This window comes from Pseudomonas sp. Tul2A7 (genome assembly GCF_054790505.1).
The window spans coordinates 4,503,382-4,527,830 of the sequence record NZ_CP186499.1 but is presented as its reverse complement, the minus strand read 5'-3'; the positions used below and the strand labels follow the sequence as shown (position 1 = coordinate 4,527,830).

Below are 24,449 nucleotides of genomic sequence, written 5' to 3'. Positions count from 1 at the left end.
GTTGTCTGAAAAGTGAAATTCAAGGGCTGACGCTGAGGTCGCCGAAGATCCGTTCAATGCGCACGCGGGCGTCGGTCGCTTCGCTGACGGCCTGGATGTATTGGCTGCGAGCGCTGATCAGCGTGCGCTGGGCGTCGAGTACATCGAGGAAGCCGAACTTGCCCATTTCGAAACCACGGGTGGCGCTGTCGACCGCACTTTGTGCGGCGGGCAGGATGGTCTGGTTGAACGCAGTGACCTCGCCGTTGGCGGTCTGCCATTGCTCGAGACTGGTCTGGATTTCCGTGCGCAATCGCAGCTCGGTGGCGTTGCGCAGATCCCGCGCCTGATCGGTGCGGCGGGCGGCGGCGAGCACGTTGCCCTGATTGCGGTTGAACAGCGGAATCGGCATCGACAGCCCGACTACGTTGACCCGCTCGCGCTCGGTTTCGCTGTACTGGCTGCCGATGCTCACGGTGAGATCGGGAATGCGCTGGGACTTTTCCAGGCCCAACGATGCTTCACGCTGATCGATCTGCAACTTGGCCAGACGCAGTTCGGCGGTGTCGTTCAAACGCTCGAGCAATCGTGTCGGTGGTGGTACGGCCGGCATGCTTTGCGTGGGCGCCTGCACCTTGGTCGAGGTCGGTAGCGGCGCGCCCATGACTTGCGCCAATTGCTGATAGGCATTGGCCTGATCGCGCTCGGCGCGGCTCAATTCAAGGCGCACTTGGGAGAGCTGCACTTGCGCCCGCGTGCCTTCGACCGGTGATGATTTGCCTGCTTCGATCCGGCCTTGCGCCACGCGCACACCGTGCTCGGCCAATTGCAGCGACTGGCGCGACAGCTGCAAACGTTGCTGCGCGGTTTGCGCGCTGTTGAACGCCTGAATGACATCGGCGCGCAGGGCATTGCGCTTGCGCTCCAGTTCGATACCGGCGGCATCTTGCGCACGGCTGGCGACGTCGATGCGCGCGCCGCGTTTGCCGCCCAGTTCGATTGGCTGACTGAGCATTACCGTGGTGGTGCGCGAATTGCGACGGGTGTCCTCGGCCTCCCACGACACTTCGGGATTGGGGATCAGCCCGGCCTGTTGGCGGTCACCTTCGGCAATGCCGATTTCCCATTGCGCGGCGGCTAAATCCGGGTTGCTGGCGAAGGCGCTTTGCAGGGCTTGATCCAGCGTCAGGGGCGCCGCGTTCGCAAGGCTGGTACAGGCCAGCAACAGGATGCCGCTGGCAGTTTTTTTCAGGCGTGATCGCGCCGTCAGTTCTATTAAACCGGGCAATGGAAGACTTCCTTTATTCAATAATCTCGGATGCCGCCACGGTAGGGTTTTGAACTTATCGGCAAGGTGACTGGAATATTACAAATCCGTTATCCACGGTTTTCCGAAGTTGTTTTGTTCTAGGATGCGAAGTGCTGGCGGCGTTATCGAAATACATCGAAACAAAAACGCGCTAGTTATCTGCTGAATTGCACTTGCCGGAATAAAAGTCATAGGGATTTTGTGGCTTGTGCTGCGACCGGCTGTCGCAGAGCACCGTTTTAAAGCGCTTGGTGGTTGACCCTGTAGCCACTACAACCTTTATTGTCCGCACTCCCCTCACCCCAGCCCTCTCCCGGGGGGAGAGGGAGCTGACCGAGGTGTCTGACACTTTCCATCGACCTGTTAAATCAAGTCGATTATGGATTCAGTAAAGTTTTTTCACGTCGGCGTAGTTCTGAAATATCCCGCATTCAGTCCCCTCCCCTCCCCTCCGGGAGAGGGCTAGGGTGAGGGGCCTTTTTAACTAAATACCCATTAAATAAAAGTGGTGAAAGATCATGCGAATCCTTGTCGTCGAGGACGAGCTTAAAGCTGCCGAATACTTGCATCAGGGTTTGACCGAAAGTGGTTATGTCGTTGACCACGCCGCCACCGGTGCCGATGGCCTGCATCTGGCGCAACAACAGGCCTATGACCTGATTATTCTCGACGTGAACCTGCCGGAACTCGACGGCTGGGGCGTGCTGGAACAACTGCGTCGCACCCATTCGACGCGGGTGATGATGCTCACCGCGCGCGGGCGTCTGGCCGACAAGATTCGCGGCCTCGATCTGGGCGCCGACGATTATCTGGTCAAGCCTTTCGAGTTTCCCGAATTGCTGGCGCGGGTGCGTACGTTGATGCGTCGCAGCGAAAACATCCCGGTGCCGCAGGTGTTGAAAGTGGCCGATCTGGAACTCGATCCGGGCCGCCATCGCGCGTTTCGCGGGCAACAGCGTATCGACCTGACCACCAAGGAATTCGCCCTGCTGCACCTGCTGATGCGCCAGTCCGGCGAAGTACTGACGCGCACACAAATCATCTCGCTGGTGTGGGACATGAATTTCGATTGCGACACCAACGTGGTCGAAGTGTCGATCCGCCGTTTGCGGGCGAAGATCGACGACCCGTTCGACAGCAAACTGATCCACACCCTGCGCGGTGTCGGCTATGTGCTGGAGGCACGGGAATGAAGCCCTCCAGCCTGTCGATGCGCCTTGGTTTGACGGTGAGTATTCTCGGCGCACTGTTGGTGGTGTTTCTGGCGATCCTCGCCTATTTCGCGTTGACTCATGAACTGAACGCGCTATTTCGGGACAGCCTGGAAAAGAAGATGGCGCAGGTCGAACACAGCCTGTCGCTGTACGTCGACGCCAATGAAATCAGCGGCAAGCCGCATATTCTGCTCGATCAGGTCATGGGCCATGACAACCTGACGTTGACGATTTATGACCGCTTGAATCTGCGCTCACCGCTGCTCAAATCCGGCAGTGGCTTGACTGATCCACGGGTTGAATTGAAGGCAGTGCGGGCAACCACTGATCAATTGACCTACTCCGACAGCATTGATGCCGAAGGGGCGAAATTCCTCACCGTGTCCAAGCTGATTCGTCTCAAGGACGGCAACAGCGTGCCGGTGCTGCTGTCGATGGACAACGCCCATGATCAGGCTTTGCTCAGCGCGTATCTGCGCTCGACGCTGATTGCCTTGCCGTTGCTGCTGGTGTTTATCGGCCTGACGGCCTGGGGCGCGGTGCAGCGTGGGTTAGCACCGCTGCGCGAATTTCGCAAAGTGGCGGCAATGGTCTCGACCCAGGACCTGGAACACCGGCTGTCGGTGGTAAACATGCCGCAAGAGTTGAGTGAACTGGCGCAGGGCATCAACTTCATGCTGCATCGGCTGGATGCCGGGGTGCAGCAGTTATCGCAATTTTCCGATGACCTGGCGCATGAGCTGCGTACGCCGATCAATAACCTGATGGGCAAGGCGCAGGTGACCCTTTCGCGCGAGCGCTCGGTGGATGAGTACAAAGATGTGTTGGTGTCATGCACCGAGGAACTGGAGCGCGTGGCGCGGATTGTCTCGGACATGTTGTTTCTGGCGCAGGTCAGTCATCCGTCGGCGCTGGCGCCGTTTGAAGCGGTGGCGCTGGAGGTTGAAGTCGCGAAAGTGGCCGAGATGTTTTCGTTGTCGGCGCAGGATAAGAACATTCACTTGAACGTCGTTGGCAGTGCGACGGTAATGGGCGATCGGCTGATGATTCAGCGGGCGATCTCCAATCTGTTGTCGAATGCGCTGCGCCACTGCCCGAACGGCAAAACCGTGACGTTGCTGATCGAACAAGGAGCGACCCAGGCCTCCCTCCTGGTCAGCAACCCCGGCGCCGGGATTGAAGCGCAGCATTTGCCACATCTGTTCGACCGCTTCTACCGTGTCGACAGCAGCCGCTCGCGCTCGCAGGGCAGCACCGGATTGGGGCTGGCGATCGTGCGCTCGATCATGAGCCTGCATCAGGGTGTGGCGGAGGTGAAGAGTTTGCCGGGGGCGATGACCGTGTTCCGGCTTGGGTTTCCTGCGGTGCCGACAATGGCCCCTTCGCTTGCAGGCAAGCTCCCACAGTGATTTGCGGGGTACTCAGGTTTTGTGGGCACCACTGAAACCTGCAGGCCTTCGTCTGCTCGCGATCGCGGTGGGTCCTGCAACATCTGCACTGCCTGATACTCAGCCTTCGCGAGCAGGCTCGCTCCCACAGGGGCAGTAGTCATCCACAAAATATGTGGACGCCGCCAAAACCTGTGGGAGCGAGCTTGCTCGCGAAAGCGTCGGATCAGGCGATATCCATGTTGAATGTCAGTAAGCAATCGCTTGCAGGCAAGCTCCCACAGTGGTTTCGGGTGCACTCGGAATTTGTGAGCGACGCAGAAACCTGTGGGAGCTTGCCTGCAAGCGAAAGCGGTAGATCAGGCGCGAAAGAAAACGGCACCTTACGGTGCCGTTCGCCTTTCACATTTCCAACATCACTTACGCGCATCCGCCCAGGATTTCAGCAGTTCGTTGTAGCTCACGGTCTCGCCTTTCGGCTTCTCGTTGGCCAATTTCGGTTTCGGTGCGCCCGGTTGATCGAACCAGTACTGCGCGTCGCGCTCCGGATTCATCTTCGGTGCACAAACCGCTTGGGCCTTGGAGCGTTCGAGGCGGGTCATGATCGCGTCCTGATCCTTGGCCAGACCATCGAGCGCCTGTTGCGGGGTCTTCTCGCCGCTGGCCGCTTCGGCGATGTGGCTCCACCACAGTTGCGCCAGACGCGGATAGTCCGGCACGTTGGTCCCGGTCGGGGTCCATTGCACGCGGGCCGGGCTGCGGTAGAACTCGACCAGACCACCGAGTTTCGGCGCCAGATCGGTCATCGCCTGCGAGTTGATGTCCGACTCGCGAATCGGCGTCAGGCCGACGATGGTTTTCTTCAGCGACACGGTTTTCGAGGTGACGAACTGCGCGTACAACCACGCTGCCAGCTTCTGTTTCTCAGGCGTGGATTTCATGAACGTCCACGAACCCACGTCCTGATACCCGAGCTTCATGCCCTCTTCCCAATACGGCCCACGCGGCGATGGTGCCATCCGCCACTTCGGCGTGCCGTCGGCGTTGACCACCGGCAGGCCCGGTTTGGTCATGTCGGCGGTGAACGCGGTGTACCAGAAAATCTGCTGAGCAATGTTGCCCTGCGACGGCACCGGACCGGACTCGGAGAAAGTCATGCCCGCCGCTTCCGGTGGCGCGTATTTCTTCAGCCAGTCGACATACTTGGTGGTGGCGAACACTGCCGCCGGGCCATTGGTGTCGCCGCCGCGAGTCACGCTGGAGCCGACCGGGTGGCAGTCCTCGACACGAATCCCCCACTCGTCCACTGGCAAGCCGTTGGGTATGCCCTTGTCGCCGCCACCGGCCATGGAGAACCAGGCATCGGTAAAGCGCCAGCCCAGTGACGGGTCTTTCTTGCCGTAGTCCATGTGCCCGTAAACGCGTTTGCCGTCGATTTCCTTGACGTCTTCGCTGAAGAATTTGGCGATGTCTTCATAGGCCGACCAGTTCACCGGCACGCCCAATTCGTAGCCGTACTTTTCCTTGAACTTGGCTTTCAGATCCGCACGTTCGAACCAGTCAGCGCGGAACCAGTACAGGTTGGCGAATTGCTGGTCAGGCAGCTGATAGATCTTGCCGTCCGGCGCGGTGGTGAAGGAGATGCCGATGAAGTCCTTGATATCGAGCGTCGGCGAGGTGAAGTTCTTGCCTTCGTTGGCCATCAGGTCGGTGATCGATTCAGTCTTGCCGTAGCGAAAGTGCGTACCGATCAGATCCGAGTCGTTAACCCAGCCGTCATAGATGTTCTTGTCGGACTGCATCACCGTCTGCATTTTCTCGACCACGTCGCCTTCTTGCAGCAGGTCGTGGGTGAGCTTGATTCCGGTGATTTCGCTGAAGGCCTTGGCGAGCACTTTCGACTCGTATTCGTGGGTGGTCAGGGTCTCGGAAACGACCTTGATGTCCATGCCGCGAAACGGTTCAGCCGCCTTGATGAACCACTTCAGCTCTTCGAGTTGCTGCTCGGCCGTCAGGGTCGACGGTTTGAATTCACTGCCGATCCATTTTTTCGCCGCGTCCTCGTAGGCATCGGCCCAGGCGGATGCGCTCAAACCGCTGAGTGCCAGCATGGCTGCCAATGAAATGCTATGTCGCAGCTTATTGTTTTTGTCGAACATAGAGACCTCCTGTTTAAGTTGTGGAGCCGCGTTGCCGAACGACTCGACTAGCCCCAACGCATCACAGCCAACAGCCACACCAGGGACAACGCGGACGCCACCCAGATGCTCCAGTCGGTGGCGCCGATCACCAGCAAATGCAGGTAGGCGCTGCCGAGAAGACCGATAAACAAGCGATCGCCACGGGTGGTGGCAATCGGTAGAAAACCTCGCCGCAGGATGCTCGGCGAACGCAATTCCCAGGTGGTCATGCCGACCAGAATCAGGCCGATGACGATGAAGAATGCTGCGGTAGGCGTGGTCCAGCTCATCCATTCCATCATCAGCTCCTCAGACTCGACCGAGGGCAAAGCCCTTGGCCACGTGGTTGCGAACAAACCAGATCACCAGCATGCCCGGGAGAATGGTCAACACCCCCGCCGCTGCCAGCACACCCCAATCGATACCCGAAGCGGACACCGTGCGCGTCATCACCGCTGCAATCGGCTTGGCGTTGACCGAGGTCAACGTGCGTGCGAGCAGCAGTTCGACCCAGGAAAACATAAAGCAGAAAAACGCCGTGACGCCGATGCCGGAACCGATCAGCGGGATGAAAATCTTCACGAAGAACTTGGGGAAACTGTAGCCGTCAATGTAGGCCGTTTCGTCGATTTCCTTCGGCACCCCGGACATGAACCCTTCGAGAATCCACACCGCCAATGGCACGTTAAACAGGCAGTGCGCCAAGGCCACGGCGATGTGCGTATCGAACAGACCAATCGACGAATACAGCTGGAAGAACGGCAGCAGAAACACCGCCGGCGGCGCCATGCGGTTGGTCAGCAGCCAGAAAAACAGGTGCTTGTCGCCGAGAAAGCGGTAACGCGAAAACGCATAGGCCGCCGGCAACGCCACGCTCAGCGAGATCACCGTGTTCAAACTCACGTAATACAGCGAGTTGAGATAACCGGTGTACCAACTCGGGTCAGTGAAGATCACCTTGTAGTTCGCCAGCGTAAAGGCCTGTGGGAAAAGTGTCAGGCCGCCGAGGATTTCGGTGTTGCTCTTGAACGACATGTTCAGCAGCCAGTAGATCGGCACCAGCAGGAACAGGATGTACACCAGCAACGGAATAAGCTTTCTTTTGCTCATGGCCGGGCCTCAGCGGTTGGCGTCGGAGTGCGTCATGGCGGTGTAGAACAGCCAGGACACCAACAGGATGATCAGGAAGTACACCAGCGAAAACGCCGCTGCCGGACCGAGGTCGAATTGCCCTACGGCCATCTGGGTCAACGTCTGACTCAAGAAGGTCGTGGCATTGCCCGGCCCGCCGCCGGTGAGCACGAACGGCTCGGTGTAGATCATGAAACTGTCCATGAAGCGCAGCATCACCGCGATCAGCAGCACGCTCTTCAGTTTGGGCAATTGGATATGGCGGAACACCGCCCAGGCCGAGGCCCGGTCGATCCGCGCAGCCTGGTAATACACGTCGGGAATTGCGCGCAATCCGGAGAAACACAGCAGCGCCACCAATGAAGTCCAGTGCCAGACATCCATCACCAGCACCGTCACCCAGGCGTCCATGGTGTTGGCCGCGTAGTTGTAGCTGATGCCCATCGCGTTGAGGCTGGAACCGAGCAGGCCAATGTCCGCGCGGCCGAAAATCTGCCAGATCGTGCCAACCACGTTCCACGGAATCAGCAACGGAATCGCCAGAATGATCAGCACCACCGATGACCAGCGGCCCTTGGTTGGCATCGTCAGCGCAACAGCGATGCCCAAGGGAATTTCGATCAGCAGCACGCACGCCGAATAGATGAACTGGCGCAGCAATGAGTCATGCAAACGCGGATCGAGCAGAACCTGCTTGTACCAGTCAGCGCCGACGAAGTAGCGGCTGGACTGGTCGAAGATGTCCTGCACCGAATAGTTGACCACGGTCATCATCGGGATCACCGCACTGAATGCCACCAGCAGGAACACCGGCAACACCAGCCACCAGGCCTTGTTGTTCTGCACCTTGTTCATGGCTGCACCTCTTCATCGGCTTCAAGCAGGAATTCATCGGCATAAACCATCAGCCACTGCGCCGGGAAACTGATGTACGCCGTGCCCTGCGGCACCGGTTTGTCTTCGGCCAGACGTACTTTCAGCGGTGCGCCGTCGAGGTCGAGGGTCATGATCTTGTAGGTGCCGAGGTCTTCGACGTGTACGACCCTGGCCTGCATCGCGTCATCAAACGGCTCGTCCCACACATGAATAAACTCGGGGCGGATGCCGACCTTCAGATTCTTCCACTGACCGTGTTCGATATGGCGTTGCATGGCGTCGGACAACGGCAAATGCGTCGAGGCGAAACCAACGCCGCCGGGCTGCGGCTGCACGTCGATCAGGTTCATCCCGGGGCTGCCGATGAAATAGCCGACAAAGGTGTGGCTCGGCCGCTCGAACAATTCCCGTGGCGTGCCGAACTGGACAATCTGGCCGCCGTACATCACCGCGATCTTGTCGGCGAAGGTCGAGGCTTCCAGTTGATCGTGGGTGACGTAGACCATGGTGATGTTGAACTGCTCGTGGATCTGCTTGAGCTTGCGTCGCAGCTTCCACTTCAGGTGCGGGTCGATCACCGTCAGCGGCTCGTCGAAGAGGATTGCGGAAACGTCGTCACGGACCAGACCACGGCCCATCGAGACCTTCTGTTTTTCGTCGGCGGTGAGGTTGCGCGCCTTCTTGCTCAGCAGATTTTGCAGGTCGAGGACTTCGGCAATTTCCTGCACCTTGCTGTGCACTTTCGCCTCGGCCATGCCCTGATTTCGCAGGGGGAAAGCGAGGTTGTCGAACACGGTCATGGTGTCGTAGACCACCGGGAACTGGAAAACCTGGGCGATGTTGCGCTTCTCCGGCGTCAGGTCGTTGACCGCTTTGCCGTCGAACAACACGTGGCCCTGCGAGGGGCTGAGCAGGCCGGAAATGATGTTGAGCAAGGTCGACTTGCCGCAACCCGACGGCCCGAGCAACGCGTAAGCGCCGCCCTGCTCCCAGACGTGATCCATCTCGCGGATCGCGTAATCCTCCGCGCCGCTCGGGGTTTTGCTGTAGCTGTGGGCGAGGTGCTGCAAACGGATTTCGGCCATCAGGCAACCCTCGCGACACGCCGGCCCGGTGCTTGCACCAGACGGCCCTGCGCATCGAAAACAAACAGTTTGTGGGTCGGAATATAGATGCGGATCGGCGCATCGACGTCGTATTCGTGAACCCCGGGCAGGTGCAGCACCAGCAGGAAATGCTCGTTGCGCACGTGCAGGAAGGTTTCCGAACCGCTGATCTCGGCGACTTCGACGGTGACCGCCAATTCAAGGTCGTCATCGTTGCTCGGCACCAGCGAGATGTGACTGGGGCGCACGCCAAAACGGAACTCGCCCTCGCCCACCGGACGCAGATCGACGTTCAACGGAAAGTGTACGAAGTTGGCAAAACTCACTTCGTTGCCGGCAATGCGCCCGGGCATCAGGTTGATCGGCGGTTCGGAGAACAGTTCGGCGGCGAGCACGGTTTGTGGCTGGTGATAGACCGAAGTCGACGGGCCGCTCTGAATCACCCGGCCTTCGTGAAGAATGGTCGTGGTGCCGCCCAAGGCCAGCGCTTCGTTGGGTTCGGTGGTGGCGTAAATGGCGATGGTGTGGCGCGCCTTGAACAGCTCGCGCATTTCCTGACGCAGCTCTTCGCGCAGTTTGTAGTCGAGGTTGACCAGCGGCTCATCGAAGAGGATCAGCTCGGCGTCTTTGACCAATGCGCGGGCCATGGCGGTGCGCTGCTGTTGACCGCCGGACAGTTCCAGCGGATAGCGCTGCAGAAACTTCTCGATGCGCAGCATCTTCGCGGTTTCCTGCACTTTGCTGTGGATGATCTCTTTCGAGACCCCGGCCTGACGCAGCGGCGAGGCAATGTTCTCGAACACGGTCATGGTCGGGTAATTGATGAACTGCTGATAGACCATCGACACGTTGCGCAGCCGCACCGGGCGTTGGGTGACGTCGACGCCGTTCATCAGGATGCGACCGCTGTCGGGCTTGTCCAGACCGGCCATTAACCGCATGAGGCTGGTTTTGCCGGACAGCGTGCGGCCGAGCAAAACGTTGAAGGAACCGGCTTCGAATTTCAGACACGCATCGTCGATCCAGGTCTGGCCCTCGACGGTACGGCTGACGTGCTCCAGGGTGAGTGACATGGCTCGGCCTTTTTATTATTGGAGTCAAGGGACCTGTGCACAGAAGCGAGTTTCGTGCCAGAAACGGCAAGTGGTTGATTTGTCGTGAAAATCGTTGAAAGCGTGGGGAACAGGCGTTCATTGCTGAACACATTTGAACAGTCGGGCGATTGACAATGAACAATAGTGAACAACACTCTATAAGCGCTTTTTCCCCGATCTCATGGACGCCGAAGATCCCTGTAGGAGTGAGCCTGCTCGCGATAGCGGTGTGTCAGTCGATGCAATTTTGTCTGATAGACCGCTATCGCGAGCAGGCTCACTCCTACAGGGGATCTGTGCAGGTTTCGAAGATCGGGTTCATAACAACAATAAAAATCGCTGCATCAGAGGCCCACTGCCATGGCCGCACCCGCCCCGCCGCTGTCCCACGACGCGATCGTCCAGACTTCCTGGCAACGTTGCCGCGCGTTCGGTCTTGACCACCAAAGCACGCCAGCCTTCGATCAATTGCCTGCCGCCGGCATCGCGCAGTTGCTCGACAGCCATCATTCACTGGTGCAGACCACGCACCAGGAAGTCCTGCCCTATTACGAAAACATCCTCAGCAATTCCAACTGCCTGATCATGCTCGCCGACAATCAGGGCCAGGTCCTGACCTCGTGGGGCACGCAACGCTTTATCGAGCCGAATCTGGCCCGGGGTTTTCAGGCGGGGGCGAGCTGGATGGAGCGCTGCAGCGGCACCAATGCGATCGGCACGGCGCTGGCCTGCGAGCAGGCCGTGCACATCGAACACGATGAACACTTTCTCAAAGCCAACCGCTTCATGACCGGTTCCGCCGCGCCGATTTTCGACGCCGAGCGCAAAGTGATTGCGGTGCTCGACGTGTCCAGCGACAGCTACCTGCCGCCCTCGCACACCTTGGGCATGGTCAAGATGATGAGCCAGACCGTGGAGAACCGGCTGATCCTCAACCTGTTCCATGGCCAGCACTTTCAACTGACCTTCAACACCGGGTTGAACAACCTCGACAGTCAGTGGGCCGGGTTGTTGATCTTTGATGAGAGTGGACAGGTGTTGTCGGCCAATCGTCGGGCCGACAATCTGCTCGGTGTGCGCTTGTCGCGGGTCAGCGTTGAAAGTCTGTTCAAGGTGTCGCTGCTGGAGTTGATCAATCAGCCCGACGGGTTGCCGTTTGCCTTGCAGACCTCCGGGCGTAACAGGTTTCAATGTTTGTTGAAGCGGCCGAAACAGGCGTCGGTTCAACCGCGCGTTTTTGCTGCTGAACCCAAAACCGCCGCGCCCACCGCCATCAGTCTCAACACCCTGCACTTCGGCGACAGCCGCGTGGAAAAAGCCGTGCGTCAGGCTGAGCGTTTGCTGGAGAAAGACATTCCGCTGCTGATCCATGGCGAAACCGGGGTCGGCAAGGAAGTTTTCGTCAAAGCCCTTCATCAAGCAAGCTCCCGCAGTAAACAGGCATTTATCGCCGTCAACTGCGCGGCGATCCCCGCCGAACTGGTTGAGTCAGAACTGTTTGGCTATGAGAAAGGCGCGTTCACTGGCGCCAATCAGAAAGGCAGCATCGGGCTGATTCGCAAGGCGGATAAAGGCACGTTGTTTCTTGATGAAATCGGCGATATGCCGTTGCCGACGCAGGCGCGGTTGTTGCGGGTGTTGCAGGAGCGTTGTGTGCAGCCGGTGGGCAGTAGCGATTTGTTCCCGGTGGATTTGCGGATTATCTCGGCGACTAACCGATCTTTACGCGAACAAGTGCAGTTGGGGCGGTTTCGTGAGGATTTGTATTACCGCATTGGTGGGCTGACGCTGGAGCTGCCGCCGCTGCGGGAGCGCAGTGACAAGGAGGCACTGTTTAAACGGTTGTGGGAACAGCATCGTGAGCCGACGCAGTGGGCGGGATTGAGCCAGGAAGTGTTAGAGCTGTTCAGTCGTCATCCGTGGCCGGGGAATTTGCGTCAGGTGAGTAGTGTGATGCAAGTGGCGTTGGCGATGGCTGAGGAGCAGCCGGTGAGGCTGGAGCATTTGCCGGATGATTTTTTTGTTGATCTGGAGATGGAGCCGGTGGAGAGTGCGGCGCCGTTGGGACTGGATTTGAATGATGTGGAAGCGTTGAACCGGGAGTTGAAAGCGGCTGGGGGGAATATTTCCCATTTGGCACGCAGGCTTGGGGTGAGCCGCAATACTCTCTACAAGCGGTTGCGGCAGATTGAAGGTTGAGTGAACCCCTTCCCCTCACCCCAGCCCTCTCCCGGAGGTAGAGGGAGCCGACCGAGGTGTCTGGCGTGGTGCATCGACCTGAAACACCCGGTCGATTATGGATTCGGCGCAAATCGGTCAGGTCGGTGTATCTCCTGAACATCCCCCATTCAGTCCCCTCTCCTGGAGGTAGAGGGAGCCGACCGAGGTGTCTGGCGTGGTGCATCGACCTGAAACACCCGGTCGATTATGGATTCGGCGCAAATCGGTCAAGTCGGTGTATCTCCTGAACATCCCCCATTCAGTCCCCTCTCCTGGGGGAGAGGGCTAGGGTGAGGGCGAAAATTCCGGCTCAACATGCGCAACCGAAGCCGCCTCCAATGTGCGCAACCCCACCAGTACAACAACCACCATCATGGTCCCAGCGCCAATGGCGACGCCAAACCCCGCCCGCGCGCCCCACGCATCAATCACCAACCCCGCCAGCATGCCGCCCAGAGCAACGCCAATGCTGATACCGGTGGTCATCCACGTCAGCCCTTCGGTGATCCGCGACGGCGGGATGATGATCGTCCCCAGCTTCATGACCACGACCATCGTTGGCGCAAACGAAATCCCGGCTATAAACAGCGTCGCTGACAGGACATAAACGTCCGTGGCAAAAATCGGCAGCACGCCGGTGAACGCCGTGACCAATATCCCGATCAGGAACTGTTTTTCGATCGCCAGCGAAACCCTCATCGCACCGAACGTCAGGCCCGCCACAAGCGAACCGAACGCATAGGCAGCAAGGATGAAAGTCGCCGACGCCGGCCAGCCTTGTGCATTGGCGAAAGCCACGACGGCGACATCGATTGCTCCGCCAATGACCCCCATCGCCAACAACGCGAGGACAATGGTGCGAACGCCGGGGATCAGCAGGGTTGAACCGCTATGGCTGGCGTGGCCCACGACAACTTTGGGTTCGGTCTGGCGTTGCAGCAGAAACGCCGTGACCCCGACGGCCAGCAGCCCGACCGCGACAAGGGGCCCCGCTTCGGCGAAAAAACTCACACTCAAACCGATCGCCAACGGCGGGCCGACGATGTAGGCCATTTCGGTTAGGACCGTGTCCAGCGAGAACGCCGTGTGCAACTGCGGCTTGCCCCGGAACAACTGCGACCATCGGGCGCGGATCATCGACGGCATGCTCGGCATCGTCCCCGCCAGTGCCGCCAGAACAAACAGCAGTGCGGCTGGAGCGCGCAAGTAGACGGCGGTGATCAGCGCCAGCAGCATGGCAATGCTGAACGCGGTGACGACGGGCAGTACGCGACTCTGGCCATGTTGATCGACCAGTCTCGAGATGTAAGGGCCGAGCAGTGCATTGGCCAGGGTGAACGTCCCGGCGACGGTGCCGGCCAGCCAGTAAACCCCGGTTTGCTGGACCAGCATGGTGATGATGCCAATGCCGATCATTGCCTGCGGCAAGCGTGCGATAGAACTCGCGAGCACTAGCCCGGTGGCGCCGGGGGTCGTTAGCAGTTCGCGATAGTGATTGGCCATGGTGTTTCCCTTACATGATCGTCACCGCTCAGCATCCGGCTGAACGCGTTGCCGACATCAAGACCTACGCGAACGCCAAAAGCAACCCTCACCCCAGCCCTCTCCCAGGGGGAGAGGGAGCTGACCGAGGTGTCTGGCGTTGTGCAGCGACCTGAAAGACCGAGTCGGTTATGGATTTAGTACGGAGCATTGAGGTCGGAGGATCTCTTTGACGCCATTCCCCTCACCCCCGCCCTCTCCCGGAGGGAGAGGGCGCTGACCGAAGTGTCTGGCGTTGTACATCGACCTGAAAAAACCAGTCGATTATGGATTCAAGGCAGGTTCAAGTCGGCGTGTCTCTTTGACACCCTCTCCCTCACCCCAGCCCTCTCCCGGAGGGAGAGGGAGCCGACCGAGGTGTCTGGCGTTGTACATCGACCTGAAAAGTTGTATCGATTATGGATTCGGCAGAAATCGCTCAGGTCGGCGTATCTCGCAAGCATCCCCCATTCGGTCGAGAGGGTTAGGGTGAGGGGCTTTTCTTGCGGCCAAACAAAAACCCGCACAAGGCGGGTTTTGTTGATCGTTCCCACGCTCCGCGTGGGAATGCAGCCCGGGACGCTCCGCGTCCCTGATCTCAGTCAGCCAGACGCCAGGTAGTCCCACCCTTGCCGTCTTCCAACACAACGCCCATTGCCGTCAGCTGATCACGAATCCGATCCGACTCAGCCCAATCCTTACCCGCCCGCGCCGCCAGACGCGCCGCAATCAGCGCATCAACCTCTGCCGCATCAACACGCCCTTCAGCGCCCGCCTGCAGGAAGTCATCCGCCTCCAACTGCAACACACCCAACACACTCGCCAGCTCTTTCAGACGCGCCGCCAGACCTGCCGCCGCATCGAGATCGCTCTCACGCAGACGGTTGATCTCACGCACCATCTCGAACAGCACGGCACAAGCTTCCGGCGTACCGAAGTCATCGTTCATCACCGTGGTGAAACGTTCGACAAACGCTTCGCCGCCGGCTGGAGCCACGTTCGGCAGGCCTTTCAACGCGTGGTAGAAACGCTCGAGAGCGCCTTTGGCGTCCTTGAGGTTGTCTTCCGAGTAGTTGATCGCGCTGCGGTAGTGGCTCGACACCAGCAGGTAGCGCACGACTTCCGGGTGGTACTTTTCCAGCACGTCGCGAATGGTGAAGAAGTTGTTCAACGACTTGGACATCTTCTCGCCATTGATGCGAATCATGCCGCAATGCATCCACGCGTTGGCGTAGGTCTTGCCGGTGGCCGCTTCGCTCTGGGCGATTTCGTTTTCGTGGTGCGGGAACTCGAGGTCGCTGCCGCCGCCATGAATGTCGAAGGTCTCGCCGAGGCAGCAGGTGGACATCACCGAGCACTCGATGTGCCAGCCCGGACGCCCGGCGCCCCATGGCGATTCCCAGCTCGGCTCACCCGGTTTGGCGGCTTTCCACAGCACGAAGTCCAGCGGGTCCTGTTTCGACTCGTCGACTTCGATGCGCGCGCCGATGCGCAGGTCTTCGATTTTCTTGCGCGACAGCTTGCCGTAGCCCATGAACTTGGCGACGCGGTAGTACACGTCACCGTTGCCCGGGGCGTAGGCGTAACCCTTGTCGATCAAGGTCTGGATCATCGCGTGCATACCCGGAATGTGATCCGTGGCGCGCGGTTCCATGTCCGGCTTCTTGATGTTCAGGCGCGCTTCGTCTTCGTGCATCGCGGCGATCATGCGCTCGGTCAACGCTTCGAACGATTCACCGTTCTCGTTGGCGCGGTTGATGATCTTGTCGTCGATGTCGGTGATGTTGCGCACGTAGGTCAGGTCGTAACCGCTGAACCGCAACCAGCGGGTCACCAGGTCGAACGCGACCATGCTGCGGCCGTGGCCGAGGTGGCAGTAGTCGTACACGGTCATCCCGCAGACGTACATGCGCACCTTGTTGCCATCCAGCGGCTTGAAGACTTCTTTGCTCTTGGTGAGCGTGTTGTAGATCGTTAGCACGTTATTTCCCTTGACGCTGAATCACTGGCCCCACGAATCACGCAGGGTCACGGTACGGTTGAATACCGGCTGACCTGGTTTCGAGTCCTTCAAATCGGCAACGAAGTAGCCTTCGCGCTCGAACTGGAAACGGTCTTCCGGCTGTGCATTGCCAAGCGATGGCTCAGCACGACAACCGGTGAGTACCTGCAGCGAATCAGGGTTGATGTTGTCGAGGAAACTCGCGCTGTCTTCGGCCTTCTCAGGGTTGGCCGAACGGAACAGGCGATCGTACAGACGCACTTCGCACTCAACGCTGGCGGCGGCCGGCACCCAGTGGATCACGCCTTTGACCTTGCGGCCTTCCGGGTTCTTGCCCAGCGTTTCCGGATCGTACGAGCAACGCAGTTCGACGATGTTGCCATCGGCGTCCTTGATCGCTTCGTCGGCACGGATCACGTAGCTGCCGCGCAGACGCACTTCACCGGCCGGTTCCAGGCGCTTGTAGCCCTTCGGCGGCTCTTCCATGAAGTCGTCACGGTCGATGTAGATTTCCCGAGCGAATGGCAGAGCGCGAACGCCCATGTCTTCTTTCGGGTGGCGCGGCAGTTCGAGGTTTTCGACCTGGCCTTCCGGGTAGTTGGTGATCACGACTTTCAGCGGACGCAGCACGCACATGGCGCGTGGCGCGGTGTGATCGAGGTCGTCACGGATGCTGAATTCGAGCATGCCGAAGTCGACCACGCCGTCGGAACGGTTGGTGCCGATCATTTCGCAGAAGTTGCGGATCGATTTCGGCGTGTAACCACGGCGGCGGAAGCCCGACAGCGTGGACATGCGCGGATCGTCCCAGCCGTTGACGTGCTTTTCATCGACCAGTTGCTTGAGCTTGCGCTTGCTGGTGATGGTGTAGTTGAGGTTCAGACGGCTGAACTCGTACTGACGCGGGTGCGCCGGCACTGGCAATGCGTCGAGGAACCACTCGTACAGCGGACGATGGCTTTCGAATTCCAGGGTGCAGATCGAGTGGGTGATGCCTTCGATGGCGTCCGACTGACCGTGGGTGAAGTCGTAGTTCGGGTAGATGCACCACTTGTCGCCAGTCTGGTGGTGATGGGCGTGGCGGATGCGATACATGATCGGGTCGCGCAGGTTCATGTTCGGCGAGGCCATGTCGATCTTCGCGCGCAGCACGCGGGCGCCGTCCGGGAACTCACCGGCGCGCATACGGGCGAACCAGTCGAGGTTTTCTTCTACCGAACGGTCGCGGAACGGGCTGTTTTTGCCCGGCTCGGTCAGGCTGCCACGGTATTCCTTGGCTTGCTCTGGAGTCAGGTCGTCAACGTAGGCTTTGCCGGCCTTGATCAGCTCAACGGCCCAATCGTGCAACTGGTCGAAATACTGCGAGGCGTAGCGCACTTCGCCGGACCACTCGAAGCCCAGCCATTTGACGTCGCTTTCGATTGCGTCGATGTATTCCTGGTCTTCCTTGGCCGGGTTGGTGTCGTCGAAACGCAAGTGCGTGACGCCGCCGAACTCCTGGGCCAGGCCGAAGTTCACGCAGATCGACTTGGCGTGGCCGATGTGCAGGTAGCCGTTGGGCTCCGGCGGGAAACGGGTGACGATCTGGGTGTGCTTGCCCGAGTCCAGGTCTGCCTGGATGATCGGCCGCAGGAAATTGACCGGCACGGCAGGGCCGGACTTGGCATTCGAGGTAGGGTCGACAGTGGGCTTGCTCATAGGATCCTTGACTTACATGTGCGCGGCCGCAGAGGGGGCCAGACAAAACAAAGCCGCTATCATAGCCGATGCTGTCAAGGGGCTGACAGAGCACGGCCTATAAAGGAGCGCATTTAATCGCAGGGATTTGGAAAAACAGCCTCGAAATTCGCGCCTGTCACGCTAAACTGCGCACCTTGGCCCACGGGCTGAACCGGTAACGGGCGCAAATGTCCCATTACCCACGAATTCCTTATAAAACGCTTCATTGAAAAAGAGCACCGATCATGACTCAAGTCAAACTGACCACCAATCATGGCGACATCGTCATCGAACTGAACGCTGAAAAGGCGCCGATCACCGTCGCCAACTTCATCGAGTACGTCAACGCCGGTCACTACGAAAACACCGTTTTCCACCGTGTCATCGGTAACTTCATGATCCAGGGCGGCGGTTTCGAGCCAGGCATGAAAGAAAAGAAAGACAAGCGTCCAAGCATCCAGAACGAAGCCGACAACGGTCTTTCCAACGAGAAATACACCATTGCCATGGCCCGCACCATGGAGCCGCATTCGGCTTCCGCGCAGTTCTTCATCAACGTCGCCGACAACACCTTCCTCAACCACAGCGGCAAGAACGTGCAAGGCTGGGGCTACGCGGTATTCGGTAAAGTGACCGCTGGCACCGACGTTGTCGACAAGATCAAAGGTGTTTCGACCACTTCCAAGGCCGGCCACCAGGACGTACCAGCAGACGACGTGATCATCGAGAAAGCCGAGATCATTGAGTGATATTGCTGATTTCAGACTTGCATCTGGAAGAGGAGCGCCCGGACATAACCCGGGCGTTTCTGGATTTGCTCGCCGGACGCGCCCGCTCGGCGAGTGCGTTGTACATTCTCGGCGACTTCTTCGAAGCGTGGATTGGCGACGACGCCATGACGCCCTTCCAGCGTTCCATCTGCCAGGCCCTGCGCGAACTCAGCGACAGCGGCACGGCGATTTTTCTGATGCACGGCAATCGCGACTTCATGCTCGGCAAGGCCTTCTGCAAGCAGGCCGGCTGTACGTTGTTGAAGGATCCGAGTGTCGTGCAGTTTTACGGCGAGCCCGTGCTGTTGATGCACGGCGACAGCCTCTGCACCCGCGACGTTGGCTATATGAAGCTGCGGCGCTATCTGCGTAATCCGATCACGCTGTTTATCCTGCGCAATCTGCCGCTGAGCAGCCGCCATAAACTGGCGCGCAAACTGCGCAGCGAGAGCAAGGCGCAGACGCGGATGAAGGCCAATGACATTGTCGATGTCACGCCGGAAGAGATTCCGCGGATCATGCAGGAATTTGGCGTGAAAACCCTGATCCACGGCCACACTCACCGCCCGGCGATTCACAAGTTGCAGCTTGGTGAACAAGCGGCGAAGCGGATTGTGCTGGGGGATTGGGATCGGCAGGGTTGGGCGTTGCAGGTGGATGAGAGCGGCTACGCGTTGGCGCCGTTCGACTTCGCCCCGCCACTGGCTTTGCCGCACGGCTAAAAGCTTTACCCCCTCACCCCAGCCCTCTCCCCCAGGGGGGCGAGGGGGAAAGGGAGCCGACCGAGTGCTGTTCAAACCTGAGTTCGACTCACGATTTCAAATCATGCTTTACCCAACCGGAGCTCAACTCGGTAGCTCAGGTCGGCGTACCTCGAAAGAAACCCACGATCAGTCCCCTCTCCCTCCGGGAGAGGGTTAGGGTGAGGGGCTTTTGACCTTAGTGCCCTGAAGCCGCCGGCCCCGCCTTGGCGGCAAACGGCGGCTTCGCCAGCCACACAATCAGAATCAACCCCATAAACCCCCAGCCCAACAACGTGAAGTAATCCACGGTGGACAGCATGTACGCCTGGCTCGTCAAAATCTGATCCATCTGCGCATAAGCCGATTGGCTCGCCCCGCCCAAATGATTCAAGGTCTCGCGCGTCGCCGGTTCAAAGGTACTGATGCTCTCACTCATATACGCATGATGCTGATCCGCGCGGCGAATCCAGATCCACGTAGTCAACGAAGCCGCAAAGCTACCACCCAACGTCCGCAGGAAAGTCGCCAGACCCGCGCCGTCAGCAATCTGACTCGGCGGCAGGTCCGACATGAGGATGCTCAAGGTCGGCATAAAGAACAGCGCCACACCAATACCCATGAACAACTGCACCAGCGCGATGTGCTGGAAATCCACTTCATTGGTGAATCCGGCGCGCATGAAGCAACTCAAGCCAATCGCCAGAAACGCCAGCCCGGCCAGTAAACGCAGGTCGAACTTGTTCGCATACTTGCCGACAAACGGCGACAGCAGCACCGGCAGAATGCCGATCGGCGCCACGGCCAAGCCGGCCCAGGTCGCGGTGTAGCCCATCTGCGTCTGCAACCACTGCGGCAGGATCAGGTTGATGCCGAAGAACCCGGCGTAACCCAGCACCAACACCAGCGTGCCGATGCGGAAGTTGCGGTAGGCGAACAGCCGCAGATTCACCACCGGGTGCTGGTCGGTCATTTCCCAGATAACGAACACCGCCAGCGCGATCACCGAAATCGCCGCGCCGATGATGATGAAGTTCGACTCGAACCAATCCAGGTCATTGCCCTTGTCGAGGATCACCTGCAACGCGCCGACACCAATGATCAGCGTGATCAGCCCGACGTAATCCATCGGCTGACGGCTGGTTTCCACCGGACGTTTGGCCAGTTGCGAACGCACCACCATCACCGCAAAAATCCCGATCGGCACGTTGATGAAGAAGATCCACGGCCAGCTGTAGCTGTCGGTAATCCAGCCACCGAGAATCGGCCCGGCAATCGGTGCGACCACCGTGACCATCGCCAGTAACGCCAGGGCCATGCCTCGCTTCGCGGGCGGATAGACCGCGATCAACAGGGTTTGCGTCATCGGATACAGCGGCCCGGCGACCAGACCTTGCAGGACGCGGAAGCCAATCAATTCCGGCATCGACGTGGAGATACCGCAGAGAAACGAGGCCAGCACAAACAGAATCGTGGCCCAGAGAAACAGCTTCACCTCGCCGAACCGACGGCTGAGCCATCCGGTCAGTGGCAGCGCAATGGCGTTGCTCACGGCGAACGAGGTAATCACCCAGGTGCCCTGCTCCGAACTCACCCCGAGGTTGCCGGAAATCGTCGGCAGCGCCACGTTGGCGATGGTCGTGTCGAGCACTTGCATGAAGGTCGCCAGCGACAGGCCGATGGTGCTGAGCAACAGGCTGGGCGGCGTGAAAGAGGCGTTATTGCTCATTGTGAATCCTATGAAACCTGATTAGCGCCGGGCCCTTTGTGGGAGCGAGCCTGCTCGCGAAGGCGGCCTTTCAGACAAATAAATGCTGAATGACCCACCGCTTTCGCGAGCAGGCTCGCTCCCACAAGGAAAAGATTCAGCGTTGCGCGGTTTTGCTGACCGCAGCGCTGTTGTCGTGGATCAGCTGCGCAATCATCGCGTCGGCTTCGGCCAGTTGACGGTCGTAGACGTTGGTGCTGAACGAGGCTTTTTGCGGCGGCTGCTGCGCCAGCACTGGGCCGCTCTGGTCGTGCAGGTTCACTTCAACATTGGTCGACAGGCCGACACGCAGCGGATGCTTGGCCAGTTCTTCGGCGTTGATGTGAATCCGCACCGGCACACGCTGAACAATCTTGATCCAGTTACCGGTGGCGTTCTGCGCCGGCAGCAGAGCAAACGCGCTACCGGTACCGGCGCCGAGGCTGTCGACGGTGCCGCTGTATTTCACGTCGCTGCCGTAGATGTCGGACTCGATATCGACCGGCTGACCGATGCGCATGTCACGCAGTTGGGTTTCCTTGAAGTTGGCGTCGATCCACAGCTGATCCAGCGGAATCACCGCCATCAACGCCGTGCCCGGTTGTACACGCTGACCGAGTTGTACGGTGCGCTTGGCGACGTAACCGGTGACCGGCGCGATCAAGGTGCTGCGGGCATTGGTCAGGTAGGCCTGACGCAGATCGGCGGCGGCCGACATCACGTCCGGGTGCGACGAGACCACGGTGTCATCGACCAGTGCGCTGGTGGTTTTCAGTTGCTGCTTGGCGTTGGCCAGGGCGTTTTGCGCCGAGGTCAGGTCGTCGCGAGCGTGGGACAGTTCTTCCTGGGAAATCGCCCCGCCCTGCGCGAGGTTTTTCCGGCGGTTGTAGTTGTCCTGGGCTTTCTGCACTTCGGCCTGTTGCGCGTTGACCTGAGCTTTCATACCGTCAACGTTGCTGTAGAGGCCGCGTACCTGACGCACGGTGCGCGCCAGTTTTGCCTGCGCACTTTGCAGGCCGACTTCAGCGTCGTTCGGGTCGAAGTTGATCAGCACCTGACCTTCGTGAACCAGATCACCATCGTCAGCACCGATGCTGACCACGGTGCCGGTCACCAGCGGGGTGATTTCAACGACGTTGCCGTTGACGTAGGCGTCGTCGGTGCTTTCGTTAAAGCGCCCGATGAATTCGTGATACGCCCAGACGCCGGCGCAGGCGAGCGCGACGACAACGGCCAGCAGCAACAGCATGACTTTGCGTTTGCGCGGGTTGCCGGTGTCGGGAGTGTTGCCTTGAGCTTGGGTGTTTTCGGCAGTGGCCATGACAATTACCTTGAATTAGTTGTGCGGCGTGGCTGGGCTGGCGTTGACTGCGGTCAGGGTGTCACCCTGGAAGCCGCCGCCCAGCGCTTGCATCAGTTGAATCGACAGGTCGATCTGCTCGGCATTGAGATTGGCCAGTTGACGCTGGGCCTGGAGCAATTGCTGCTCGATGCTGAGCACGTCCAGGTAGTTGCCGATGCCGGAACCGTAACGCTGGACGACGGTGTTGTAAGAATCCTGCGCAATGTCGGTGGCGTGTTGCTGCGCGCCGATCTGCCGACCGATGTCACGCAACTGGTTGATCGTGTCGCTGACATCGCCCAGTGCTTTCACCAGACTTTTGTTGTACTGCGCCACCGCCAAGTCGTAATCGGCGTCGCGAGCATCGAGGTTGGCGCGCAGGCGTCCGCCGTCGAAGATCGGCACCGAAATGGTCGGGGCAATGTTGAAGAAGCGACTGGCCGAGCCGAACATCGCGTCGCCCAAAAGGGATTCGGCACCGGCCGAAGCCGTGAGGTTCAAGTTGGGATAAAAGCGTGTTTTCGCCGAGTCGATGTCTTTGCTCGCCGCCTCGACGCGCCAGCGCGCAGCGACCAGATCCGGGCGCCGACCGAGCAGTTCCGCCGGCAACACCGACGGCACCGCGACGTCGCTGGCTTGCAGGACTTTCGGTCGGGCGATTTCGTTGCCGCGATCCGGGCCTTTGCCAAGCAGCACGGCCAAAGCGATCTTGGCACTGTTCAGGCGCTTTTCCGCGTCGATCAGGCTGGCTTCGGAACTGGCTTCCAGACTCTGGGTTTGCTGGAACTGGTACTGGCTGTCGATCCCGGAACTGAGGCGACGCTGGCTCAGGTCGAGCATTTGTCTGGTGCGTTTGAGGTCTTCGTTCGCCAGGTCGTAAACGATGTGCGCCTGCCCGAGATCGCTGTAAGCGCGAGCGACGTCGGCGGCCAGGGTCAGTTGTGCAGCCTGACGATCGACTTCAGCGGCACGGGCCTGACCGAGGGCAGCTTCCCACGCATCGCGCTGACCGCCCCACAGATCGAAGTTGTAATTGAAGCCGGCGCTGACATTGCGCACCGTCGAATAAGCCCCACCCTGCCCCAGCGGATCCTGATCGCGAGCCAGACGCGAACGACTGATGCCGGCGCTGGCGTCGAGGGTCGGATAACGTTCGGCATCTTCGGCATACGCGGCAGCGCTGGCCTGATGGGCGCGCGCTTCGGCGATTTGCATGTCCGGGCTGTCGTGCAACGCTTCGCGGATCAGGCCATCGAGTTGCGGGTCGCCGAGGCTGGTCCACCAGTCGCTTTTCGGCCACGCGGCCGGCGACAGGGTCACGCCGTTGAGGGATTGGCTGGCGTTGAGGCTTTTCGCATCAAGGCTTTTGCCTTGAGTGTCGAGGCCGCTGTAGTTGGCGCAGCCGGCGAGGATCATCGCCGACAGCACCAGCGTCAGGCTGCTGCGCAAGGTTTTACCGCTCATTGTGTTCACCTAACCGCTGGATGGTGATCGGGTCACCGGCTGCCAGCAGGATTTTCTTGAGGATGTATTCCAGAGTCTTCAACTCGTCCGGAGTGACGGCGCCGGCCAGTTCATTCATCGCATCGGCGCCGATGTGCGGCAGGCGATCGGCCAGTTGCTGGCCTTGTTCGGTCAGCTTGAGTTGCACCTGACGGCGATCGCCTTCGCTGCGCTGGCGAGCGAGGAAACCTTTCTGCTCCAGACGATCGAGCATGCGCGTCATCGAACCGCTGTCCAGCGACAGGTGCCGGCACAGCTCGGCCGGGGTATCGACGCCGAACTGGGCCATGATGATCAACACCTTGAACTGCGCGGCGGTGATGCCGTGGGGCTCCATGTGGGTGTCGATGATCCGGTCCTTGAGCAGCGCAGCACGGCCAAGCAACAGGCCGAGATGGCAATGTTTGAATTCGTCCGGGGTGAAGTGCTTCATTTGCTCACCTAATAACTGCCTAGGCAGTGAATGTATGTCGAGATGTTACTGCCTAGGCAGCGAATGTCAATGGAATAGTTAGGAGGCTTGGTAATTAGTTGACCAGTGGACTGGGTTTTATTACGTGGGCGCCCGCCTTCGCGAGCAGGCTCGCTCCCACAGAGAACGCATTCAA

Annotated in this window: 19 protein-coding genes; 5 read left to right on the top strand and 14 right to left on the bottom strand. The window is 59.5% G+C overall.

What is annotated here, in order from left to right:
* Positions 1-19: 19 nt before the first annotated feature.
* A complete protein-coding gene (locus ACOYXJ_RS20350; RefSeq protein ID WP_460371199.1) occupies positions 20-1,267 on the bottom strand; it encodes a TolC family protein in 1,248 nt (415 codons plus the stop codon).
* 539 nt (positions 1,268-1,806) lie between these two features.
* Here ACOYXJ_RS20350 and ACOYXJ_RS20345 point away from each other — a divergent pair.
* A complete protein-coding gene (locus ACOYXJ_RS20345; RefSeq protein WP_095048087.1) occupies positions 1,807-2,481 on the top strand; it encodes a heavy metal response regulator transcription factor in 675 nt (224 codons plus the stop codon).
* Complete coding sequence (locus ACOYXJ_RS20340; RefSeq protein WP_460371198.1) at positions 2,478-3,911, top strand: heavy metal sensor histidine kinase; 1,434 nt, start codon at positions 2,478-2,480, stop codon at positions 3,909-3,911. The genes ACOYXJ_RS20345 and ACOYXJ_RS20340 overlap by 4 nt, the downstream gene beginning before the upstream one ends.
* A 395-nt stretch (positions 3,912-4,306) precedes the next feature.
* On the opposite strand, the gene ACOYXJ_RS20335 is transcribed toward ACOYXJ_RS20340, so the two are convergent.
* The 6 genes from ACOYXJ_RS20335 to ACOYXJ_RS20310 are packed head-to-tail and all read right to left on the bottom strand — an operon-like array spanning position 4,307 to position 10,256.
* Entirely contained in the window at positions 4,307-6,049 is a 1,743-nt protein-coding gene (locus tag ACOYXJ_RS20335) for an ABC transporter substrate-binding protein (RefSeq protein WP_064389298.1), read from the bottom strand.
* A 47-nt stretch (positions 6,050-6,096) separates the two neighbouring features.
* Positions 6,097-6,369 (bottom strand): DUF2160 domain-containing protein, encoded by a 273-nt coding sequence (locus ACOYXJ_RS20330; RefSeq protein WP_007912485.1) that lies wholly within the window; start codon positions 6,367-6,369, stop codon positions 6,097-6,099.
* A gap of 10 nt (positions 6,370-6,379) precedes the next feature.
* The gene (locus ACOYXJ_RS20325; protein ID WP_090284391.1) at positions 6,380-7,180 is read right to left on the bottom strand and encodes a carbohydrate ABC transporter permease; all 801 of its coding nucleotides are present in this window, start codon (positions 7,178-7,180) and stop codon (positions 6,380-6,382) included.
* A gap of 9 nt (positions 7,181-7,189) precedes the next feature.
* Complete coding sequence (locus tag ACOYXJ_RS20320) at positions 7,190-8,056, bottom strand: carbohydrate ABC transporter permease (RefSeq protein WP_007912484.1); 867 nt, start codon at positions 8,054-8,056, stop codon at positions 7,190-7,192.
* The gene (locus ACOYXJ_RS20315) at positions 8,053-9,162 is read right to left on the bottom strand and encodes an ABC transporter ATP-binding protein (protein ID WP_038362660.1); all 1,110 of its coding nucleotides are present in this window, start codon (positions 9,160-9,162) and stop codon (positions 8,053-8,055) included. The genes ACOYXJ_RS20320 and ACOYXJ_RS20315 overlap by 4 nt, the downstream gene beginning before the upstream one ends.
* Positions 9,162-10,256, bottom strand: coding sequence for an ABC transporter ATP-binding protein (locus ACOYXJ_RS20310; protein ID WP_064117772.1), 1,095 nt, complete (start codon positions 10,254-10,256; stop codon positions 9,162-9,164). The genes ACOYXJ_RS20315 and ACOYXJ_RS20310 overlap by 1 nt, the downstream gene beginning before the upstream one ends.
* Positions 10,257-10,637: 381 nt before the next feature.
* Between ACOYXJ_RS20310 and ACOYXJ_RS20305 the strand changes: the two genes are divergently transcribed.
* Positions 10,638-12,476, top strand: a complete 1,839-nt coding sequence (locus tag ACOYXJ_RS20305; protein WP_460371197.1) for a sigma-54-dependent Fis family transcriptional regulator — start codon at positions 10,638-10,640, stop codon at positions 12,474-12,476.
* 306 nt (positions 12,477-12,782) lie between these two features.
* Here ACOYXJ_RS20305 and ACOYXJ_RS20300 read toward each other — a convergent pair whose 3' ends face one another.
* From ACOYXJ_RS20300 to ACOYXJ_RS20290, 3 genes are all read right to left on the bottom strand, one after another.
* Positions 12,783-14,000 (bottom strand): MFS transporter, encoded by a 1,218-nt coding sequence (locus ACOYXJ_RS20300; RefSeq protein ID WP_460371196.1) that lies wholly within the window; start codon positions 13,998-14,000, stop codon positions 12,783-12,785.
* Between the two features lie 616 nt (positions 14,001-14,616).
* Positions 14,617-15,999: a cysteine--tRNA ligase gene (gene cysS, locus ACOYXJ_RS20295; RefSeq protein ID WP_077573639.1), complete on the bottom strand. Its 1,383-nt coding sequence runs from the start codon at positions 15,997-15,999 to the stop codon at positions 14,617-14,619.
* A 21-nt stretch (positions 16,000-16,020) separates the two neighbouring features.
* Positions 16,021-17,718 (bottom strand): glutamine--tRNA ligase/YqeY domain fusion protein, encoded by a 1,698-nt coding sequence (locus ACOYXJ_RS20290; RefSeq protein ID WP_034154737.1) that lies wholly within the window; start codon positions 17,716-17,718, stop codon positions 16,021-16,023.
* 266 nt (positions 17,719-17,984) lie between these two features.
* Here ACOYXJ_RS20290 and ACOYXJ_RS20285 point away from each other — a divergent pair, with 266 nt between their 5' ends.
* Together ACOYXJ_RS20285 and lpxH are read left to right on the top strand one after the other, a co-directional pair.
* Positions 17,985-18,488, top strand: coding sequence for a peptidylprolyl isomerase (locus ACOYXJ_RS20285; protein WP_460371195.1), 504 nt, complete (start codon positions 17,985-17,987; stop codon positions 18,486-18,488).
* Positions 18,485-19,231 carry a UDP-2,3-diacylglucosamine diphosphatase gene (gene lpxH / locus ACOYXJ_RS20280; RefSeq protein WP_007912467.1) on the top strand — a complete coding sequence of 249 codons (747 nt, stop codon included), beginning with the start codon at positions 18,485-18,487 and terminating at the stop codon, positions 19,229-19,231. Before ACOYXJ_RS20285 ends, lpxH begins: the two co-directional genes overlap by 4 nt.
* A 217-nt stretch (positions 19,232-19,448) precedes the next feature.
* On the opposite strand, the gene ACOYXJ_RS20275 is transcribed toward lpxH, so the two are convergent.
* The 4 genes from ACOYXJ_RS20275 to ACOYXJ_RS20260 all read right to left on the bottom strand — a co-directional run bounded on the left by ACOYXJ_RS20275 (position 19,449) and on the right by ACOYXJ_RS20260 (position 24,274).
* Positions 19,449-20,978 (bottom strand): DHA2 family efflux MFS transporter permease subunit, encoded by a 1,530-nt coding sequence (locus ACOYXJ_RS20275; RefSeq protein WP_095050765.1) that lies wholly within the window; start codon positions 20,976-20,978, stop codon positions 19,449-19,451.
* Positions 20,979-21,114: 136 nt separating this feature from the next.
* Entirely contained in the window at positions 21,115-22,317 is a 1,203-nt protein-coding gene (locus ACOYXJ_RS20270) for an HlyD family secretion protein (RefSeq protein WP_150774797.1), read from the bottom strand.
* Between the two features lie 15 nt (positions 22,318-22,332).
* Positions 22,333-23,802, bottom strand: coding sequence for an efflux transporter outer membrane subunit (locus ACOYXJ_RS20265; RefSeq protein WP_460371194.1), 1,470 nt, complete (start codon positions 23,800-23,802; stop codon positions 22,333-22,335).
* A complete protein-coding gene (locus ACOYXJ_RS20260; protein WP_077573642.1) occupies positions 23,792-24,274 on the bottom strand; it encodes a MarR family winged helix-turn-helix transcriptional regulator in 483 nt (160 codons plus the stop codon). Before ACOYXJ_RS20260 ends, ACOYXJ_RS20265 begins: the two co-directional genes overlap by 11 nt.
* Positions 24,275-24,449 lie beyond the last annotated feature (175 nt).

Bases quoted from the DNA above. Each gene is read 5' to 3' on its own strand.
- ACOYXJ_RS20320 (WP_007912484.1), bottom strand. From the start codon at position 8,056: ATGAACAAGGTGCAGAACAACAAGGCCTGGTGGCTGGTGTTGCCGGTG.
- ACOYXJ_RS20310 (WP_064117772.1), bottom strand. From the start codon at position 10,256: ATGTCACTCACCCTGGAGCACGTCAGCCGTACCGTCGAGGGCCAGACC.
- ACOYXJ_RS20330 (WP_007912485.1), bottom strand. From the start codon at position 6,369: ATGGAATGGATGAGCTGGACCACGCCTACCGCAGCATTCTTCATCGTC.
- ACOYXJ_RS20345 (WP_095048087.1), top strand. From the start codon at position 1,807: ATGCGAATCCTTGTCGTCGAGGACGAGCTTAAAGCTGCCGAATACTTG.
- ACOYXJ_RS20305 (WP_460371197.1), top strand. From the start codon at position 10,638: ATGGCCGCACCCGCCCCGCCGCTGTCCCACGACGCGATCGTCCAGACT.
- ACOYXJ_RS20315 (WP_038362660.1), bottom strand. From the start codon at position 9,162: ATGGCCGAAATCCGTTTGCAGCACCTCGCCCACAGCTACAGCAAAACC.
- ACOYXJ_RS20270 (WP_150774797.1), bottom strand. From the start codon at position 22,317: ATGGCCACTGCCGAAAACACCCAAGCTCAAGGCAACACTCCCGACACC.
- ACOYXJ_RS20285 (WP_460371195.1), top strand. From the start codon at position 17,985: ATGACTCAAGTCAAACTGACCACCAATCATGGCGACATCGTCATCGAA.
- ACOYXJ_RS20265 (WP_460371194.1), bottom strand. From the start codon at position 23,802: ATGAGCGGTAAAACCTTGCGCAGCAGCCTGACGCTGGTGCTGTCGGCG.
- ACOYXJ_RS20260 (WP_077573642.1), bottom strand. From the start codon at position 24,274: ATGAAGCACTTCACCCCGGACGAATTCAAACATTGCCATCTCGGCCTG.
- ACOYXJ_RS20335 (WP_064389298.1), bottom strand. From the start codon at position 6,049: ATGTTCGACAAAAACAATAAGCTGCGACATAGCATTTCATTGGCAGCC.
- ACOYXJ_RS20275 (WP_095050765.1), bottom strand. From the start codon at position 20,978: ATGAGCAATAACGCCTCTTTCACGCCGCCCAGCCTGTTGCTCAGCACC.
- ACOYXJ_RS20325 (WP_090284391.1), bottom strand. From the start codon at position 7,180: ATGAGCAAAAGAAAGCTTATTCCGTTGCTGGTGTACATCCTGTTCCTG.
- ACOYXJ_RS20290 (WP_034154737.1), bottom strand. From the start codon at position 17,718: ATGAGCAAGCCCACTGTCGACCCTACCTCGAATGCCAAGTCCGGCCCT.
- ACOYXJ_RS20340 (WP_460371198.1), top strand. From the start codon at position 2,478: ATGAAGCCCTCCAGCCTGTCGATGCGCCTTGGTTTGACGGTGAGTATT.
- ACOYXJ_RS20300 (WP_460371196.1), bottom strand. From the start codon at position 14,000: ATGGCCAATCACTATCGCGAACTGCTAACGACCCCCGGCGCCACCGGG.